17 protein-coding genes are annotated in these 18,732 nt (G+C 64.9%); 4 read left to right on the plus strand and 13 right to left on the minus strand.

The features are described 5' to 3' along the window. Window positions 1-264: 264 nt before the first annotated feature. From NKH54_RS19265 to NKH54_RS19290, 6 genes are all read right to left on the minus strand, one after another. A complete protein-coding gene (locus NKH54_RS19265; RefSeq protein WP_353028743.1) occupies window positions 265-1,158 on the minus strand; it encodes a sugar phosphate isomerase/epimerase family protein in 894 nt (297 codons plus the stop codon). 65 nt (window positions 1,159-1,223) lie between these two features. Beyond that, window positions 1,224-2,162 (minus strand): ABC transporter substrate-binding protein, encoded by a 939-nt coding sequence (locus NKH54_RS19270; RefSeq protein WP_353028744.1) that lies wholly within the window; start codon window positions 2,160-2,162, stop codon window positions 1,224-1,226. Between the two features lie 76 nt (window positions 2,163-2,238). Then, a complete protein-coding gene (locus tag NKH54_RS19275) occupies window positions 2,239-3,231 on the minus strand; it encodes an ABC transporter permease subunit (RefSeq protein ID WP_023710139.1) in 993 nt (330 codons plus the stop codon). Continuing rightward, a complete protein-coding gene (locus NKH54_RS19280) occupies window positions 3,228-4,724 on the minus strand; it encodes a sugar ABC transporter ATP-binding protein (RefSeq protein WP_050588083.1) in 1,497 nt (498 codons plus the stop codon). Before NKH54_RS19280 ends, NKH54_RS19275 begins: the two co-directional genes overlap by 4 nt. Before the next feature lie 44 nt (window positions 4,725-4,768). Beyond that, window positions 4,769-6,148 carry an FGGY-family carbohydrate kinase gene (locus tag NKH54_RS19285; RefSeq protein WP_353028745.1) on the minus strand — a complete coding sequence of 460 codons (1,380 nt, stop codon included), beginning with the start codon at window positions 6,146-6,148 and terminating at the stop codon, window positions 4,769-4,771. Continuing rightward, window positions 6,145-6,927 (minus strand): DeoR/GlpR family DNA-binding transcription regulator, encoded by a 783-nt coding sequence (locus NKH54_RS19290; protein WP_352652679.1) that lies wholly within the window; start codon window positions 6,925-6,927, stop codon window positions 6,145-6,147. The genes NKH54_RS19285 and NKH54_RS19290 overlap by 4 nt, the downstream gene beginning before the upstream one ends. 193 nt (window positions 6,928-7,120) lie before the next feature. On the opposite strand from NKH54_RS19290, the gene NKH54_RS19295 reads away from it, so the two are divergent. From NKH54_RS19295 to NKH54_RS19305, 3 genes are read left to right on the plus strand one after another with little or no spacing between them, the layout of a single operon-like run. Beyond that, window positions 7,121-8,164, plus strand: a complete 1,044-nt coding sequence (locus NKH54_RS19295) for a class II aldolase/adducin family protein (protein ID WP_353028746.1) — start codon at window positions 7,121-7,123, stop codon at window positions 8,162-8,164. Continuing rightward, the gene (locus NKH54_RS19300; protein ID WP_353028747.1) at window positions 8,148-9,437 is read left to right on the plus strand and encodes an FGGY-family carbohydrate kinase; all 1,290 of its coding nucleotides are present in this window, start codon (window positions 8,148-8,150) and stop codon (window positions 9,435-9,437) included. Before NKH54_RS19295 ends, NKH54_RS19300 begins: the two co-directional genes overlap by 17 nt. After that, the gene (locus tag NKH54_RS19305; protein ID WP_023670573.1) at window positions 9,434-10,285 is read left to right on the plus strand and encodes a TIGR01459 family HAD-type hydrolase; all 852 of its coding nucleotides are present in this window, start codon (window positions 9,434-9,436) and stop codon (window positions 10,283-10,285) included. Before NKH54_RS19300 ends, NKH54_RS19305 begins: the two co-directional genes overlap by 4 nt. Before the next feature lie 75 nt (window positions 10,286-10,360). Here the strand turns inward: NKH54_RS19305 and NKH54_RS19310 are convergent, their stop codons facing one another. Genes NKH54_RS19310 through NKH54_RS19325 form a run of 4 tightly spaced genes read right to left on the minus strand, consistent with a single transcriptional unit; the run spans window position 10,361 to window position 14,150 of the window. Then, complete coding sequence (locus NKH54_RS19310) at window positions 10,361-11,542, minus strand: hypothetical protein (protein WP_031215018.1); 1,182 nt, start codon at window positions 11,540-11,542, stop codon at window positions 10,361-10,363. Window positions 11,543-11,572: 30 nt separating this feature from the next. Continuing rightward, entirely contained in the window at window positions 11,573-12,583 is a 1,011-nt protein-coding gene (locus NKH54_RS19315; RefSeq protein WP_023670575.1) for a succinylglutamate desuccinylase/aspartoacylase family protein, read from the minus strand. 2 nt (window positions 12,584-12,585) lie between these two features. Next, the gene (locus tag NKH54_RS19320) at window positions 12,586-12,930 is read right to left on the minus strand and encodes a RidA family protein (protein WP_023670576.1); all 345 of its coding nucleotides are present in this window, start codon (window positions 12,928-12,930) and stop codon (window positions 12,586-12,588) included. Between the two features lie 38 nt (window positions 12,931-12,968). After that, on the minus strand, window positions 12,969-14,150 hold the full coding sequence (locus NKH54_RS19325) for an alanine racemase (protein ID WP_353028748.1): 1,182 nt from the start codon (window positions 14,148-14,150) through the stop codon (window positions 12,969-12,971). Window positions 14,151-14,364: 214 nt separating this feature from the next. On the opposite strand from NKH54_RS19325, the gene NKH54_RS19330 reads away from it, so the two are divergent. Next, window positions 14,365-15,306, plus strand: coding sequence for an amidohydrolase family protein (locus NKH54_RS19330; protein WP_023701281.1), 942 nt, complete (start codon window positions 14,365-14,367; stop codon window positions 15,304-15,306). Here NKH54_RS19330 and NKH54_RS19335 read toward each other — a convergent pair. From NKH54_RS19335 to NKH54_RS19345, 3 genes are read right to left on the minus strand one after another with little or no spacing between them, the layout of a single operon-like run. Next, window positions 15,280-16,251 (minus strand): ABC transporter permease, encoded by a 972-nt coding sequence (locus NKH54_RS19335; RefSeq protein ID WP_023748645.1) that lies wholly within the window; start codon window positions 16,249-16,251, stop codon window positions 15,280-15,282. The genes NKH54_RS19330 and NKH54_RS19335 overlap by 27 nt on opposite strands. Beyond that, window positions 16,248-17,213 (minus strand): ABC transporter permease, encoded by a 966-nt coding sequence (locus NKH54_RS19340; protein WP_352658197.1) that lies wholly within the window; start codon window positions 17,211-17,213, stop codon window positions 16,248-16,250. The genes NKH54_RS19335 and NKH54_RS19340 overlap by 4 nt, the downstream gene beginning before the upstream one ends. Beyond that, window positions 17,210-18,709, minus strand: a complete 1,500-nt coding sequence (locus NKH54_RS19345; RefSeq protein WP_198031631.1) for a sugar ABC transporter ATP-binding protein — start codon at window positions 18,707-18,709, stop codon at window positions 17,210-17,212. Before NKH54_RS19345 ends, NKH54_RS19340 begins: the two co-directional genes overlap by 4 nt. Window positions 18,710-18,732 lie beyond the last annotated feature (23 nt).

Genomic DNA, 18,732 nt, shown 5'->3' on the forward strand with positions numbered 1-18,732 from the left:
CGATGTCGACTCTATCAGCTATCCTGCTTCTTTCCGCCGCGCTGTGTCAAACGTCATCCCCGTCCAGTATGGAGATTGGATGGCCCCGGAGGGCGTATGAAAATGTTGATTTTATTGCGTTTCGTGGCCAAAATCAGAAACCTCTCGTCAGCGTCACCCCGCTCGACTGCCTCCGCCACACTCAGCGCCTCCGACGTCGATTCCTTGCACGTAAGGCGCGGGCCGGATGAACGACAACATTGGCGCTTTGGCAGCGCGCTGCTGCTAAGGACGATGTCTCGATGCGACAAGCTCTGCCTTGCGCTGCGCCGTCTCCAACCCGATTGCGATGAAGGCGCGCGCATGCCGGGCCAGTTCAATATTGTCGGCCCACAGATTGCGCCAGATCGCGGTCTTCCGTGACAGGTTCTCGTCGACGATCTTCGACGAGAAGGATTCAAAGCTGAGGTCGTCCCTATAGCCGATTGCGGTCAGCGCATCGAAGATGGCGGCAAAGTCGATATTGCCGGTGCCGAGGAAACCGCGATGGCTCTCGCCGATATGGACATAACCGATCTTGTCAGCAGCATGGCGGATAGCCAGTCCGACATCGGCCTCCTCGATGTTCATGTGGAAGGTATCGAGATGCAGGAAGATGTTGTCGGAGCCGGTGTCCGCGATGAAGGCCAGGCCTTGTGAAGCGGTGTTGAGCAGATTGCTTTCGAAGCGATTGACGATCTCCAGATTGAGCGTGACGCCGGCGGACTTGGCCGTCTCCGCAACCTTCGCAAGTGTCCCCGCGCTGCGGTTCCACTGATCGCGCGTCGGCGCCTGCGTCTGCAAGCCGTGGCTGGTACTGAGGATGCCGCCAATTTTCTGGCCGCCGAGATCGCGGGTGAGCGCGATCGTCTCGTTGAGGATCTCGACGCCGCGCGCGGCAACCGCCTTGTCGGCACTCGAAATGTCGCCGTCGGCCGGCAGGCCGATGCTGATCGCGACGCCGAGCTTGAGGTCGGCGATGCGCCTGGCCAACCCGCCAACGTCGACATTGGCGGGGTCAAGATAGGAGAACTCGATCAGGTCGAAACCGGCCTCCTTGGTGTTGGCCAGCGTCCGTTCGAGGTCGCCTTGCGCCGAACTCGCCGACCAGACGAAGGAATGAATACCGATGCGCGACATGATCGTCTCCCGTTTCTGAATTGAGATGCGGCCGGGTTGCCCCGGCCGCATCGGCCTTGGGAGGCTTAGCGGGCTGCGGTCCAGCCCTTGTAGTCTCTCAGGTTCTCGGCCGTGATCAGCTTCGGGTCGAGCAGCACGGTCGGCTCCGCCGGCTTCTTGCCGGCAAGCAGCTCAGCCGCCATCGTCAGCGACTGGCCAGCCATCACGTAGGGATCCTGCGAAGCCGAGGCCTTGATCATCGAGGTGCCGGAAGCGAGTTCCTTCTCGATATCGGGAGCGCCATCCACTGCGGTGAAGATGAACTCCGAGCGATTGAGCTGCTTGGCCGCAAGCTGGGCGCCGATCGCCGTCGGATCGTTGATGGCAAACACCGCATCGATCTTGTCGAAGCGGGTCAGCAGCGACTGAAAGACCTTCAGGCCGCCGTCGCGCGAGCCTTCGGCATTCTGGTCGTCGGAGAGGATCTTGATGTCGGGGTGTTTTGCAAGGACGTCCTTGCAGCCCTTGACCCGCTCCAGGATCGACGACGACGCCGGGCCGTTGAGGATGACGTAGTCGCCCTTGCCGCCGGTGTGGTCGACCAGATACTGGCAGGCCTCTTCGCCGGCCTTGACGTTGTTGGTCATGACGGTGACGTCGGCGCCTGGCGCCGAAACGTCGAAGGCGGCAACGACGATGCCCGCTGCTTGCGCCTTCTTCACCGCCGGGCCGATCGCCTTGGCATCGACCGCATTGAGCATGATGACGTCGACGCCGGCGGCGATGAAGGAATCGACCTGAGAGACCTGCTTATTGAGGTCGTAGTCGGCCGACACTGACGTCACCTCGACCTTCGGGTTGATCTTCTTGGCCGCGTCCTCGATGCCCTTGATGGTGGCGACGAAGAAGGGGTTGCCGAGCAGGCCGACCGAGATGCCGACCTTGTTGAGGTCCTTGGCCGATGCGGGCGCGATGGCGGCAGCCGCGAGTGCGACGCCGCAGAGCAGTTTAGCGATGGTCTTCATTGCTTTCCTCCAATTGCCCCGCGCCTCTCACGGTGCGTTACACAAACCGGTCGTTTACGCCGGCGACCAAGGTCAATCACGTTCTCGCTCCTGCCTGGAGCCTGTAGCGGTCGAGGGCGACTGCCACGATGATGACCAATCCCTTGATGATGTACTGCCAGATGTCCGAGACACCGGCCAAGATAAGCCCATTGGAGAGCACCGCTATGATCAGGCCGCCGATCAGCGTGCCCCAGATCGAGCCGACGCCGCCGACGAAGCTGGTGCCGCCGAGAATGACCGCGGCGATGGCATCCAACTCATAGGACTGGCCGAGTTGCAGCCCGTTGGCCGCATAAAGCCGGGCCGCTGACATGGCGCCGCCAAGGCCGGCCAGCAGGCCGGAAACGCCATAGACAAAGAGCAGCACCAGCGGCACCTTGATGCCGGTCAGCCGCGCCGCTTCGGCATTGCCGCCGACGGCATAGATCCAGGTGCCGAGCACGGTGCGCTTGAGCACCAGCCAGGACAGCACCACGACCGACAAGGCGATGATGACCAGCCAGGGAATGCCGAACAGCGTACCGTTGCCGATGAAGTCGAACGGCAGGTCCGAGTTGAACACCGTGGTGTCCTGGCCGAGCAGGCGGGCGACGCCGCGCACAGCGGTCAGCGACCCCAGCGTGACGATGAAGGGCGGCAGTCTGATGTAGGCGATCAGCAGCCCGTTGATGACGCCGAAGCCGAGGCCGACGAGAATGGCCGCCGGCACGCCCAGCAGTCCCCAATCAGGCACCAGCGACACCATCACCGCCACCATCGCCGAGGCGGCAAGTATCGAGCCAACGGACAGGTCGATCCCGCCGGTCAGGATGACGAAGGTCATGCCCGCTGCCAGCACAATGTTGATCGACGATTGCTGCATGACGATCAGCAAATTGGTCTGGGTGAAGAAGCGCGCGTTCATCAACTGAAAGCCGACCGCCAGCAGGATCAGGATCGGCAGCATGCCAAGGGCGGCGAAGGCGGTGCGCAACCGCCGGCTCCTGCCGACAGCTTGGCCACTGATCTCGGTCGCCTTGTCGGTCATCCCTTGGCCGCTCCCGTTGCAAGTTCCATGATTGCTTCCTGGCGCAGCGGCTGGTCTTTGGACGCCGTCACCTCGCCGGCGATCGTGCCGTCGCGCATTACCAGCACGCGGTCGGCGACGCCGATCACCTCCGGCAGTTCGCTGGAGATCATCAGGATGGCGATGCCCTTTTTGGCGAGATTGTCGATCAGCCGGTAGATTTCCGACTTCGCTCCGACATCGACGCCGCGCGTCGGTTCATCCAGGATGACCACTTGCGGCTCGGTCTCGAGCAGGCGGGCAAGCAACACTTTCTGCTGGTTGCCGCCCGACAGCGAACCGGCATTGGCCTGTACCGACCTGGTGCGGATGGAGAGATCCGAAACGGCCGTGGCAGCACGTCTCTCGGCGGCTTTGAAATCCCGCAAGCCGCCGGGCCGCGCATCCCTGGCCAGCACGCCCATGCTGATGTTGTCGGATATCGACATGTCGAGGAACAGGCCGAGCTCCTTGCGGTCCTCGGTGAGATAGGCGATGCCGGCATTCAGTGCCTCGCTTGGCGAGCCGATGGTTACGGGCTTGCCGTCGAGTTCCAGCGTGCCGGCGATGCGTCTGTCGGCACCGAAGATCAGTCGCGCGAGTTCGGTGCGGCCCGAGCCGACAAGGCCAGCCAAAGCCAGCACCTCGCCCTTATACAGTTCGAAGGAGCAGTTCTTCAGGAGATTGCCGTCCGCCATGCCGCGCACCGACAAGGCGACCGCGCGCTTGTTGTCCGGCGGGCGATGATCCTTCCTGTAAAAAGCGGACAGGTCGCGGCCAACCATCATCGAGACGAGGCGCGAGGCGTTCAGCTCGGCGCGCTCGAGTGTGCCGACATAGCCGCTGTCGCGCAGCACGCTGACACGGTCGGCCAACTGGTAGACCTCTTCCATGCGGTGGCTGATGTAGATGATGGCGATGCCTTGCGACTTCAGCGTCGCGATGACCTCGAAGAGACGGTCGGTCTCGCGCGAGGTCAGCGAGGTGGTTGGCTCGTCCATGACGATGATGCGCGCGCTGGTCGAAAGCGCGCGGGCGATTTCGACCAGCTGACGCTCGCCGAGCGATAGGCTGGAAACCTGGGCCCGTGCGGAGAAGGACACGCCGAGACGCTTGATGATCTCATTGCTGCGCCGGTAGCATTGGTCGCGGTCGACGATGCCGAAACGCCTCGGCTCATTGCCGAGGAAGATGTTCTGCGCGACCGTCAGGTTGGGCGCCAGCGACAGTTCCTGATAGATAACCGCAATGCCGTGAGCCCGCGCCTTGATCGGGTCGCCGGTGGCGACCGGCACGCCGTCAATCAGTATCTCGCCGCCGGCATCAGGCCGATAGGCGCCGGACAGCACCTTCATCAAAGTCGACTTGCCGGCACCGTTTTCACCCATCAGCGCATGGACTTCGCCGGCATGGACGGTCAGCGACACGTCCTGCAAGGCGCGGACTGGCCCGAACGTCTTCGAGATGTGCCGCATTTCCAGCACTGGCTGGCGCGTGACTTCGGCCTGAGCAGCGACGATCACCGTGCGCCTCCCGCTGCCGCGCGGGGGATGCCCTGCTCGCCGATGAGGCCACGCCATGTGTCGCGATATCGGGCAAGTCCGGTGAAGCTTGCGGCACGCACGGGCTCCGGCACTTCCGCGGCAAATTCGCGGCCGACGGTCTCGAAGGCCAGCGCCGCCGCCCCGGTGGCGCTGCCCTCCAGTGTGGCCCCTTGCAGGAAGGCCTGGCTGGGACGCAGTTGCGCCACTAGCCCGGCGAGCAGGCCGCCAGCGTTCAGTCCGCCATCGACGATCACGGTGTTGTCCGAATGGATCTGGTCGAGGCAGAGGTCGACCATCAGCGCGACGTAGAGCAGCGCCACGGCTGCGCGTTCCTCGGCGCTTGGCATGCGGACGACCAATTTGCCGGCGCGGCCGGGCATTGGGCCGCCCGGCGCGAAGCTCGGCAGCGCCATGCTGCCGGCGTTGATCACCCGCTGCACTGTCGCCGGCGCGATCGGGCCTTGCCAGCCGTCGCTGATCGTGGCGAATTCGCGCCCGCCCATAAAGCGGATGGTCGGCACAGGGCCGCCGTCGACATCGACATTGACCAGCATGTCGCGCTGGCCATCGAGCGCGTCGAGCAGGCAATCCGGATTAAGCACGACGACCCAGGTGCCGGTCGAGACGACGGTGACCGGGCCAAGCTCCTGCCGGCGATAGGCATGGAGCGCGGCATTGCTGTCATGGACACCATTGTGGATGGCGATCCGCCGCTTCGTATCGCCGAGGCGTTGCTCGCCGACAACCGAGCCCGCCCGCTCGAAACCGGGCATCCGGTCGCGCCAGCCCTCAATGTCGACCAGCGAACTGAAGTCGCGCTTGCGCGGCGCCCATAAATGCGAGTGGCAGCCGAGATAGGACACTTCCGAGACCGCCCGGCCGCCAAACCGCCAGCTCCAGTATTGTGGATAGCCGAGGATCGATTTCGCGGCCGTGAATGCACCGGGTTGCACCGCCTGTAGCCACAGCATGTGGCGACCGTAGTTGAAGCCGAGCGGCAATCGCGGCGAGAAGGTCTCGGTGAAATCCGGAACGAGGCGATCAATTTGCGCGGCAATATCAGCCGGCGGCTCTTGCTCGTAATCGAGTATCGGATGCGTCAGCGCCGCCTCGTCGACCAGGGCAAAGGTGCAGCCATGGCCCGACACCATCACGCCCTCTACGCCATGGATGTCGGCGGCCTCGCCAACGGCGCGAACCGCCCAATCGTGAAGTGCTGCCTCATCAAGCACGCTGAAGCCATCTTTGCGCATCCAGTTCGGCCAGGTCCGGCGCTCGTCGACGATGCGCCCGTCCTGAGCGAAGACGAACAGCTTCGAATTGGTCTTGCCGAAATCGAGGACGGCCATCTTCACTGGATGGCTCCCGAAGCCGAAGCGATGCGCACCGTGACGCCCGCGTCTTCCAGCATGCGCGCGTCGACGTCGGACAGGCCGTCATCGGTCACCAGCGTGCCGATGCGCGACAAGGGCAGCGCGATGTTACGGGCGTGGATCGACAGTTTGCGGCTGTCGGCCAGCACCACGATCTGGTCGGCACACAGGCTGAGATCGGCGATGGAGCGGACCAGCAGCGGGTGCGATTCCAGCACGCCCTCCTGGCCAAGGCCTTGGGCGCCGAGAAAGAACTTCGATGCGTAGAACGGCTCCGCCTGGGTCGGTGAATGGATGATCCCCGGCTCACGATGCAGATCGCCGCCGGCAACGGTCAGGCTGCAATGGCCGTGGTCGCTCAGATAGGCCGCGAGCGGCATCGAATTGGTATAGAGACGGATGCTGCGCTCGGCGAGCTTGACCCCGAGGTGGAAGCAGGTCGAACCGCCATGCACGATGACCGCATCGCCGTCGCGCACCATCGTGGCCGCGAGAGCGGCGATCTGCCGCTTGGCCTCGACCGCGAGGTCGCGGTTCTCGTCATAGGGCCTGGCATAGGCAACACCCGCCTGTGAAGCACCGTCGAGCGCCGAGATGCCGCCATAGACCTTCCGTGCTTCACCGGCCTCGTCGATCTTGTCGATGTCGCGCCGCACCGTCGCCGCCGACACGCCGAGCTGCTCCTGCAGTTCGCGCACCGACGCGAAGGGGCGATCCCGTAGCAACTCGACGATCTGACGCTGGCGGCCGGAGTCGCTCAATCGTTTTTCCTCCCAGGAGCCGTTTTTGCCACGGCATTTGACGTAACTTACTCAGCATCTTTCCGATTGCAAGAACCTTTGATGAAATTAGATCACTATTGACGTAAGTCGCTCGCATCTGCGATACACATCAGCATCCCACGATGGGTATCCGAAGCTGCGAAGCTGACTGAGCTGACAGAGGAATTGCGCGATGGCGACCTATGCGGATGCGCAGGAAATGGCTGCCTTGCGGGCGCTTTCGGCCAGCATCGGGCGCAGCCCAAACCTGACCCAGGCCGCCGGCGGCAACACCTCGCTGAAAGCCGGCGACACGCTGTGGATCAAGGCTTCCGGCACATGGCTGAAGGATGCGCTCTCCGAAGACATCATGGTGCCGGTGGCGATGGCGCCGCTGCTCAGGGCTGTCGAACAGCGCGACAGCGCCGCCGACCAGCCGCAAATCTTCGCCATCGAGACGCTCAACGCCCGGCGCCTGCGCCCTTCGATTGAAACCACCGTTCACGCGCTGATGCCGCAGCGCGTCGTCCTGCATGTCCATTGCGTCGAAACCATTTCGCTGGCGGTACAGGCCAATTGCGAGGTGGAAGCCGCCAGACGCCTTGATGGTCTCAAATGGGCGTATGTTCCTTATTTCCGGCCAGGCCTGCCGCTTGCCCAGGGTATTGCCGAGCGGCTTCAGGCTGGGGTCGACGTGCTGATCCTTGCCAATCACGGGCTGGTCGTCGCGGCCGATACCGTCGCCGAGGCCGAAGTGCTGCTGCGCCGCGTCACGCTGCTTCTGGCGCGGCCGGCGCGCCAAGTGGCGGAACCGGATGTTGCGGGATTGGCGGCGCTGGCCAGGAAAACCGGTTACAGGCTGCCGGCGGAAATCGAGGCGCACGCGGTCGCCATCGATCCCGAAAGCCGCCGCATGGCGTCGGGGGGCAGCCTCTACCCCGATCACGTCATCTTTCTGGGTCGGGGGTCGGTGGTGGCAAAGCCCGGTGAGGATGTGCCGCGCGTCATCGAGCGGTGCGGTGCAAAGCCCGTGGCGATCCTGTTTCCCGGGCTGGGCGTGCTGATGCGCGGCGACGCCAGTGCCGGCGCCGACGCCATGCAACGCTGCCTTGCCGACGTGACGGCACGCATCGACATTGCAGCGCGGCTGAACTACCTCACCGCCGCCGAGAACGATGAACTGGTCAACTGGGACGCCGAGAAGTATCGCCAGAAACTCAATGCCGCCAGCCGCTGACACGCCGCTTGCCATAGGCATCGACATCGGCACGTCCGGCGCGCGCGCGGTCGCCATGCGTCCAGATTTTTCCATTGCCGCGCGTTCCGCCGTTTCGCTCGAGTTGTTTGGCCGGAATGCCCGCGACCCTGCAGTGTGGTGGTCAGCGGTCGGCGCAGCGCTGGCGGAACTGCTTTCGGGCATCGACCGAACAGCGGTCCGGTCGATCGCTGTTGACGGCACTTCAGGTACGTTGCTGCCGGTCGACGGCGCCGGGCGGCCGCTGGCCGAGCCGCTGATGTACAACGATACGGTCGCCGACAACGCCATTCTGGTCGCGATCGCTCGCGAAGCCCCAGCGACCAGTGCCGCACTTGGGGCGACGTCCGGTCTCGCCAAGGCGCTCTGGTTCCAGCGCACGCCCGGTGTTGCCGCGGTGCTGCATCAGGCGGACTGGATCGCGGGACAATTCTCCGGTCGCTTCGATGTCAGCGACGAGAACAATGCCTTGAAAACCGGTTACGACGCCACGGCCCGCTGCTGGCCGGACTGGATTGCGGCGACCGAAATGCGCATGGAATTGCTGCCCGGTGTCGTCAGGCCGGGCGATGTCGTCGGCAAGCTCACCGCAGATGCCGCGGATATGTTCCGCTTACCGCGCGAAATCGCCGTCGTCGGCGGAACGACCGATGGCTGCGCCTCGTTCCTGGCGACAGGTGCCGCGGCAATGGGCGACGGCGTCACCGCGCTGGGGTCGTCGTTGACCGTCAAGATCCTGTCCGACCGGCCTATCTCGGCGCCACGCTTCGGCATCTACAGCCACCGGCTGGGCGATGCCTGGCTGGCCGGCGGCGCGTCGAACTCCGGCGGCAAGGTGCTGGCGCAGCATTTTTCGCTGGCGCGCATCATCGAGCTCAGCGCCGCGATCGACCCGGCGACCGCGACCGGCCTCGACTATTATCCGCTTCCCGCGACAGGCGAGCGATTTCCAGTCGCCGATCCCGCCCTGCCGCCGCGCCTTGCGCCGCGGCCGGCGAACGACGCCGACTATTTGAAAGCAATGTTCGAGGGCATCGCCGCGATCGAGGCGCTCGGCTATGACAGGCTTGCCGAACTCGGAGCGCCTGCGCTGACATCGGTCAGAAGCGTCGGCGGCGGTGCGGCAAATCCTGCCTGGACGGCGATTCGGCAGCGCCGGCTGGGCGTTGAATTCCTGCCGGCGCTTTCGGACGAGGCGGCTGCCGGCACGGCGCGGCTGGCGCTGATGGGCGCAAGCACGGCGGGACTTCTATGAGCGCGAAACCAGTCGAACACCTCAACGGCATCAGGCAGTTGGCCGAGCGCTATGATGTTTTCCTGCTCGATCAGTTCGGCGTGCTGCATGATGGCACCAGCCCCTATCCAGGCGCGGTGGAAGCGCTGTCGGCCCTGAAGCGCGCCGGCAAGACCATTGTGCTGATCTCGAACTCCGGCAAGCGGGCAGGCCCCAACGAGAGCCGGCTGCTAAAGCTCGGCTTCGAACCGGGAAGCTGGGACCATTTTGTCTCTTCCGGCGAGATAGCGTGGGAGTTCTTCCACGACATGGCGGCATCCGGAAGGCTGCTGCGAAACACGAAATGCCTGCTTGTAAGCCGCGACGATGACCGCTCGGCGATCGAAGGTCTGCCCTTCGCATTGACCAAGGACAGTGACGATGCCGGGCTGGTGCTGATTTCGGGCAGCGAGGGCGACCGCTACGATCTTGAACACTATCGCAGGCTTCTTGCACCGGCTGCAGCGCGGCAGGTGGCATGCTTCTGCACCAACCCGGACAAGATCATGCTGACGGAGGTGGGGCCGCGCTTCGGCGCCGGCCAGCTGGCGGATCTCTACGAGAGCCTCGGTGGCAGCGTCACGCGTATCGGCAAGCCTTACCCCACTATATTTGGCGCTGCGCTAGCGCTGGCAGGCAATCCAGACCGCAGCACTGTGGTCTGCATCGGCGACAGCGTCGAACACGACATCGCCGGCGGACTTGCTGCCGGCGTGGCCACGGTGCTGGTTCTGTCAGGAATATTGGCGGACACACCTGACCTGTTCGACCTGTTCGACACGATGGACGCATACCCGGATTACACCATGGATGGCTTCAGGTTTCGCTGATTTGATTCACCTGAAAGCGCTCGCGCCCGAATCCGTCCTAAACGCATTGTGGCCGACGAGCATTGGCCCGCTGGCTCAAGACCGCCGAACAGCGCCGATCCAGTCGAGCCGCGCGGCTGGAATGAGGCCGTAATTGTAGAAATTGACGCCGTCGACACCGGGCGCCAGCGCCGGCTTCACCTTGGCCGCAAGGATGTCGGGGCGGGCCATTTCCGGATAGAACAGCCGGTAGCCGGCGCCGAGGAATTTGTCCGCGCCCAGTGCCGCACGGCCGGCCGCCATCAGGCTGGCGACATCGCCGGCCTGCATGTCGTAGGCGCACAGGATCGCCCCGTCGCAGACCTTGCCCAGCGCTGCCAGATCGCAACCGCCAAGCCAGCCGTCTTTCAGATCGATAATGACGACCCGCGTCGTGGGATCGGCTACCTCGCGCAGTTCGGCGACCAGGCTGGTCACTGGCTCGAATCGCCACAAGAGATAGGCATGGAGCTCCGGCCACGGCGCAAAGGCGTCGAGGCCGCAGGCGGGGAAATCGGGAAAGCGCCGCTCAGGCACCGCGCGCTCGCAGGTCTCGACGATCCATTGCCTGGTGAGCTTGCGCGCCGCCTCGGCATCGATGCCGGCTTTTGCCGCACGGGCGACGCAGGACGGACAGAAGCACAGAGACAAAAGAAAATCGTCTTCCGGCGTCAGCCCGACACCGTCCTTCTCGTGATGGTATTCATGGGCAAAGCCCATGAAGGACGGGCTTTCAAGTTCTATCCGGTCCGGCCGGTAGCTGTGCGAGATGTCGGCGATCAGCGTGCGGACATAGGCGCGCGCATCGGGATGGGAGGGGCAGAGATTGTAGTAGTTGGCATCGCCGAAGGCGTTGCGGGTGACGGCCTGCGGATGCAGCATGCCCAGGCGGGTGTTGTGCAGGCAGACCGTCCAGCACGAAACGCCTAGCCCGCCCGCATCGCGATGGCGGATGAGCTGACCGAGCACGTCGCCGCCCTCGGTGATCACGTCAGCCACCTTGGGCTGGATGGCTAGACTTCCCCAGCGCGCAGCGGTCGGCTTGAAATAGATGGTGCCGTCCTCAGGGAAATAGGCCTTGCGGCGCGGACTGCGCGGCTGCAGGAAGCGCCCGGCATGATAGGATGTTGCCAGGCTGATCATGTTGAGCCCGGCGCGCTCGACAAGATCACGTTCGACCGTCTCCAGGCCGAGATCCTGGATGTCCCAGGGATAGGTCCACATGGACAGTTGCTGCATGGAATATCCTCTGCCTGATCCGGGTTTGGCTCAGCCGTCGACCGGCTCTGCGACCTGCATGAGGCAGTCGCCCGCCTCGCACATCGTGTGCAGCCGGCGCGACAGCACCAAGCCGCTTTCGGCGAAATGCAGGGCCTCCTCGGCAACATCGAGCCGTTCGAGATCGTGGTACCAGCCGGCCAATTGTCCTGAAGTGACACTGTCGCCGAGCCTGGCGGCGGGCTCGAACCAGCCGCGGCGGGTGGCATAGAGGCCCTGGCTGTGCCTGGACAGGGACAGCAGCCTTGTCGGCGCCGAAGGCTTTTCGCCCGCGCCAAGAACCGGCGCGTCGACCACACCCATTGCTATCATCAGACGGTCGAGCGTGCGGGCCGTGATCGCCATCGAATCGACCGTTGCGGTGCCACCGCCGCCGAACTCACCGCTGACGCCGACGGCGCCGGCGCGGCGCGCTGCGCCCATCGAGGTTGGCGAGGCCTGGCCGTTGTCAGCGATAAAGCCGTAGGGCATGCCGAGCGTGCGCATCAGCTCGACGCCACGCCGGTGGCGCTCGGGATCGGCGTTGCGTTCGACCAGCGCGGTCGGCAGATGCTCCATCGACGTGCCGCCCGAATGGATATCGAAGACGACGTCGTGACGGGGAAACAGCTCCGTCTCGAGGAAATTGGCGAGCCGGCTTGTCGGCGTTCCCGAGGGGTCGCCGGGAAAGGCCCGGTTGAGATTGCCGCCGTCGAGCGGCGAGCAGCGCTTGGCGGCCATCACCGCAGGGGCGTTGGCCATCGGCATGATGGTGATGCGGCCCTTGATCCGCCTCGGATCGAGCCGGCGCGCCAGTTTTGCCAGCGACAGCTCGCCCTCATATTCGTCGCCGTGATTGCCGGCCATCAAAAGCAGTGACGGGCCGTCGCCATTGCGGATGAGGCAGATCGGCACCTTGACCTGAAAGTAGGGCGAGCGATCGATCGAGAACGGAATGCTTAGATGGCTGAGCGTCTTGCCGTCGCGGTCGAAATCGAGCGTGTGGGCGAGGCCGGTGTGCATGGTCAGACCGCCGCGACCGCGGTGATTTCGATGCGCAGATCAGGGTCGGCAAGCCGCGCCTCGACGCAGGCCCGCGCCGGCAGGCGGGCAGGATCGATCCAGGCATCGTAGATGCTGTTCATGGCCTCGAAATCACCGATCTGCGGCAGGAAGATGTTGACCGCCACCAGCTTCGACTTGCTGCTGCCGGCCTCGACCAGCAGCGCCTCGACTTTGGCCAGCACGTCGCTGGTCTGGCCTTCGATGCCGGCCTTGCGATCGTTGGCCACCTGGCCGGCTATGTGAACGAGGCCGCCATAGACGACTGCCTGCGACATGCGCGAGCCGGACTGAAAATACTTGATCATATCGGATCCTTTCGAGGTTCTCTTTTTGGGGGATCTGGTCAGCCGAACCAGGTGGGGAAAGCGTGGCGGACGTGGCCGGTCGCGTCGACGCCGAAGATCACGCGATAACGGTCGAGGCAGGTGCAGGGATGCGAGATGCCGAATTCGACGACGTCGCCGACGGCCACGTCGTCGCTCGGTGCAATCGACAGGAAGGAATGCTGGTCGTTGAGCTTGACCACCTCGGCGCGCGCCGCCGGCATCGGCAGCGGCTTGCAGGCACGAAAGACGGTGAGCGGCGTTGGAAAGCCCTGGTCGAACGACACGTCGCGCACGCCCATGCCGCAGATGACAAGGCCCGGCTCCGGACGCGACAGCACTTCGGCCCAAAGGCGTAGCGCAGGGCGAAAGGAATGCCGCGCCGAAGCGCTGATGCCGCCTATGGCAAAACCCTTGCGGGCATCGAGGGCGCCGAGCGAACGGTCATAGGTGCCGTGGTCGTGGAAGAAGATGGCGCCGCTGCGCAGCACCAGCGTTGCGTTGCCGTCGCTGGAAACGAGGGGTGCAAGCGCCGCGACCACCTGGTCGAAGAAGGCGGAGCCACCGGCTGTGACGATCAGCGGTGCGTCGCCGCCGACGCGGGCACGCAGCCGCAGGAACATGTCGGCGGTCATTGCCAGCAGGCCGGATATCACCTCATCGGTGCGACCGGGCTCGGGTTGCGCCGCCGCCCCTTCATAGGTCGCAACGCCGGCGATCAGCAGCCGCCCGCCGGCAGCCGTGATCGCATCGGCGATGGCCTCGGCTTGCGGGGTGGTGCGGGCGCCCGCCCTGCCCGCACCAAGTTCGACCAGCACATGCAAAGGCGGCAGTGCCGCATTGGCGCGCCAAGCCTCGGAAAGCGCGTTCACGGCGTCGACCGAGTCGGCAAAGACATAGAGCTCGGCATCCGGCCAGGCACCAGCAAGCACGGCCAGCCGGTTGGCGCCGCCGGCTCCGCCAACCTCATTGGCGATGATCAGCCGTGTCAAGCCGGCCTTCAGCATCACTGTCGCTTGCCTGATGTCGGCGACCGTCGTGCCCCATGCGCCGGCCTCGACCAGCGACCGGGCAAGGTCGGGCGCCATCGGCGTCTTGGCATGCGGAGCGATCTCAACATTGTGTTCGCGCGCATAGCGCAGGAACAGGTCGCGATTGGCGGAGAAGGCCGCCTCGTCGAGGGTCAGAACCGGAAGCGCCATGCGTCCATCCGCGGGATGCCAGTGCTCGGCCGCGACAAGGCTGCTGTCAAGCCCGGTTGTGCCGGGAGGCACGCCGCGGATGCGGTCGTCGAGCCGAAAATTTTCGTGCACCGAAAGGGCGGAACCGGTGAGTTTTCAGTCATCCGATGCTAACCCTTTCACCGTCGCAGAACGAAGCCAGAATCGATCGCCGGTCACAGCCTGAGAGAGATACGTGCCAGAACCTTACGCCGGACCGATCATCGACGCCCATCATCATCTTTGGGATCTCAGCCTGGGACGGCATCCCTGGCTCGGCGCCACGGCCGGCGAGCGCGGCGGCCTGGGCGAGCTTGGCCCCTTGCGGCGGAACTATCTGCCCGGGGATTATGCGCGCGATGCCATAGGGCATAATGTCGTCGCCACCCTCCATGTCGAAGCCGGCTGGGCGAGTGGCGACTGCATCGGAGAAACGCGCTGGCTTGAAGCACTCGACAAATCGCGCGGCGTCGCCGCCCGCTATGTCGTTCACGTGCCGCTCGCCGATCGCCAGGCGCCTGCGCTGATCGAAGCGCAAGCCGCGTTCGAGCGCGTCGCCGGCGTGCGCGACATATTGAGCTGGGATCCCGACCCTGCCCGCCGTTTTGCGGCCCGTGACGGCATCATGGACGATCCGGCCTGGCGCGCCGGGCTTGCCTTGCTTGGCCAGCATCGGCTGGCCTTCGACCTGATGGTGTTTCCGCGCCAGCTCGCCGGCGCGGCTCGCCTTGCGGCTGCCTTCCCCGATCAGCAATTCGTGCTCAACCATTGCGGCAGTCCGATCGACCGCGACGCCGACGGCATGCAGAGATGGCGCGACGGGCTGCGGCTTCTGTCGCAATGCGACAACGTCGCCATCAAAATATCGGATCTGGTCGCCTACGATCATGACTGGACGCTCGACAGCCTGAAGCCCGTCGTCCTGCATTGCATCGATTGTTTCGGCACCGGTCGCGCCATGTTCGGCAGCGACTTTCCGGTCGCCGGCCTGCATGCCTCGTTCGATGACATATATGACGGCTTCAAAACCATCACAGCGGACTTTTCCGCCGACGAGCAGACGGCGCTGTTCTTCGGCAACGCAAGGCGCATCTATCGGCTCGACGATGTGTCATCGGCGCGCCTGCTCCCGGCCTGAGAGCAGCAGCAGGCCGAGGATCAGCGAGCCGAACAGGATGCTGCGCCAGCCGGGCGATGCGTTGACGACGGTGATCAGCGCGGTGATGGTGACCAGCAGGATGGCGCCGGGGATGGTGCCGGCATAGGTGCCCAGCCCGCCGAGGATCGAGGTGCCTCCGAGGACCACAGCGGCAATCGAGGCGAGCAGATAGGGATCGCCGATGCCGACATAGCCCTGTCCGTTCATGCCCAACACGAGCACGCCGGCAAGTCCCGAGCAGAAGCCGCTGATGCCGTAGACCGCAAGCGTCGTGGACGTGACCGGAACACCGGACAATGCCGCGGCAAGTGGGTTGGCGCCCATGGCGAAAATCCGGGCGCCGAGCGATGTCGCATGCATCGTGGTCAGCACGATCACCGAGACGACCACCCACAACAATACGCCAGCGGGAATGCCGGCCGGCCGGCCATTGCCGAGCCAGTGGACCAGCGGGTTCTCGGCGGTCACGGCGCTGCCGCCGGCGATGATGATCAACAGACCCTGCAAGAATGTCGCCATGGCCAATGTCATGATCATCGGGTGGACGCGCAGCAAAGCGACGCCGAGCCCGTTGACCAGGCCGATTGCCGTGGTCAGCACCAGAACGGCAAGAATGGCGGTGATGCCGGTCGGATCCACCTGCCACGACAGCAGCGGCAGGCTGACGGCGCTGACCGTGACGATGGCCGCGACGGAAAGGTCGATGCCGCCGGCGATCACCACAAAAGTCTGGCCCGCGGCAACCAGGCCGATGACGGCGCCGAGCTCCACCAGATAGCGCAGATGGCCATAAGCGCCGAAGCCGCGCGAAACGAAGCTCGCCACGATCCAGACCGCGGCAACGATGGCAACGGTGAGAAACGGCCGGCTGCGCAGGACCGTCAGGGCGCGTTTGCCGCCCGCGCTGTCATTCCATGCTGTCATTGCTGTGCCTTGCGGAATTGCGGGATGGCGACCGCGCCGATGATGATCAGGCCCTGGGCCACATATTGTGCGACCGGCGTGAAGCCGAGGAAGAACATGACGCTGATCATCAGGCTGAGCAGCAGGCTGCCGGCAAGCGCGCCGCGCATCGTGCCCTGGCCGCCGAGGAAGCCGATGCCGCCGAGCACCGCAGCGGCAATCGAGTTCAGGGTAAAGGCGGCGCCGATGACCGGGTCGCCCGAACCGGTCTGTGCGGCGACGAACAAGCCGGCGCCAGTGGAGAGCAGACCGCTGATCGCATAGGCCGCAATGCGCGCGCCGTCGACCGGCACGCCGGAGCGATAGGCGCCGACCGGATTCTCGCCGGCGGCATAGAGGCTCAAGCCAAGCGGCGTGGCGAGATAGAGCTTCCACAGGAGAATGATGACCACCATCAGCACGAATGCCGCCGGTGTGTTGCCGGCAAGCAGGTCGGACAGCCACGCCGGGATTGCGCCGCCGGGCCGCGGCAGGATCAGCAGTGCGGCGCCGCCGATGATGAACGACCCGGCAAGCGTCACCACGATCGCCGGCAGGCGAAGCCGTACCACGATGAAGCCGGTCGCCGCCCCGATGCCGAGGCCCGTCAGCGCCACTGCGGCAGTGCCCCCGGCGACGCCCAGCGGCCCGGCCATCGTCGTCGCGGCGATGACCGCGCCCAAGCTGACCGTCGCGCCGATGGCTAGGCTGATGCCGCCGGTGAGCATCAGGATCGCCTGCGCCATCGCGACCAGAGCCAATGGAAACCAGCTCTGCGTGAATTTGGCGAAGCCGGACGCCGTGAACAGACCCGGAAAGAGGACGCCATAGGCGATGAGAAACACCAGGACGACGGCAAACAGGCTGCGCACGCCGACATTGCGACGCATCTGCACCGGCCAGTAGAGCGCATCGGTCTGCCGGGCGGAGGAAGATGTGTTCATGCCGCAACCTTCCGCTGTTCGGCGCCCATCGCCGCGGAGACGATGGCTTCCTCGCTCAGCGCTCCACGCGCCAGCATGGCGACGATGCGGCCTTCGCGGACGATGGCTACACGGTCGCAAAGGTGCACGAGTTCGGGCGTGTCGGAACTGAGCAGCACGACCGCCTTGCCGGCGGCGGCGAAATTGCGAAGCATCATGTAGATCTCACGTTTTGTTTCGACGTCGACGCCGCGCGTCGGATCGTTGAGCAGAAGCACCAGCGGGTCGTGCGGCATCCATTTCGCCAGCGCCACCTTCTGCTGGTTGCCGCCCGATAGAGCCTGCGCCGCCCGGCCGAGGTGACCCTTGATGCCGAGTTGGGCGGCAAGGCTTTTGGCCGTCTCGCCCTCTGCGCGGCGGCTGCGCAGCTTCAGCGCCGGCAGCCTGGCAAAGGCGGGCAGCATCATGTTGGTGATGATGGGATGGATCAGGTGCAGGCCCTCGCGCTTGCGATCCGCGGGCACATAGGCCAGCCCCAGCGCGTTGGCTTTCGGCACGCCGCCGGGCAGGCCGGAGGCGCCGTTGACGGTCGCCGACGCCGTCCGTGCCGGAATGGCGCCGTAGAGACCGAGCAGCAGATCTTCCTGCCCTTGCCCGACCAGGCCGCCAATGCCAAGCACTTCGCCCGTTTTGATATCAAGATCGACGTCGCGCATCAGGCCGGCCGAAAGATTTCGGACAGAGATAGCGTCGGCAGGCAAACTGGAAGGCTGCCATTGCGGAAAAAGATCACCGGGATCGCGGCCGACCATCAGCCGAACCAACCCGGCGGCGTCGGTGCCTTCCAGGGTGCGGTCGGCCGTGCAGGTGCCGTCCTTCAGAACGGTGACGTGCTGGCACAGCGCCATGACTTCGTTCAGTCGGTGCGAGATGTAGAGAATGGCGATGCCTTCGCCGCGCAACCGCTGCAGCAGATCGGTGAGAATTTTGGTTTCGGTTGCCGATAGCGACGATGTCGGTTCGTCGAGAATGAGCACGCGCGGCCGGCGGTAGAGCGCCTTGGCGATCTCCACCATTTGGCGGCGGCCGAGCGACAGATGCCCGACCGGCGTCGACAGCGGCTCGTGCAGCCCGACAAGTTCGCATGCGGTCCTCGCCCGCGCAGCGAGTTCGCGGTAGTCGATCAGGCCGAACCGTTTGGGATAGGCGCCGAGACCAATATTTTCGGCGATGGAAAGACTGGCCGTCAGGCTGAGTTCCTGCTGGACGACGGCGATGCCGGCCTGCCGCGCAACAGCCGGCGTCATGCGTGAGACCGCGCGTCCATCGACCTCGATCGTCCCGCCATCCGGTCTCAAGGCGCCGGACAAAAGGTTGATCAAGGTCGACTTCCCGGCGCCGTTCTCGCCGAGCAGCGCATGCACGCGGCCCGGCTGGAGAGCGATTGAAACGTCGCGCAGGACGGGGTTGCCGAAGAAAGACTTCGACACACCCCGCGCCGCGAGCAGCGGAGCCATGGTTGTCAACGCTACAACCCTTC

Origin of the sequence: Mesorhizobium sp. M1004, assembly GCF_040318795.1 — a bacterium.
In the GTDB taxonomy this organism is placed as follows: Bacteria; Pseudomonadota; Alphaproteobacteria; order Rhizobiales; family Rhizobiaceae; genus Mesorhizobium.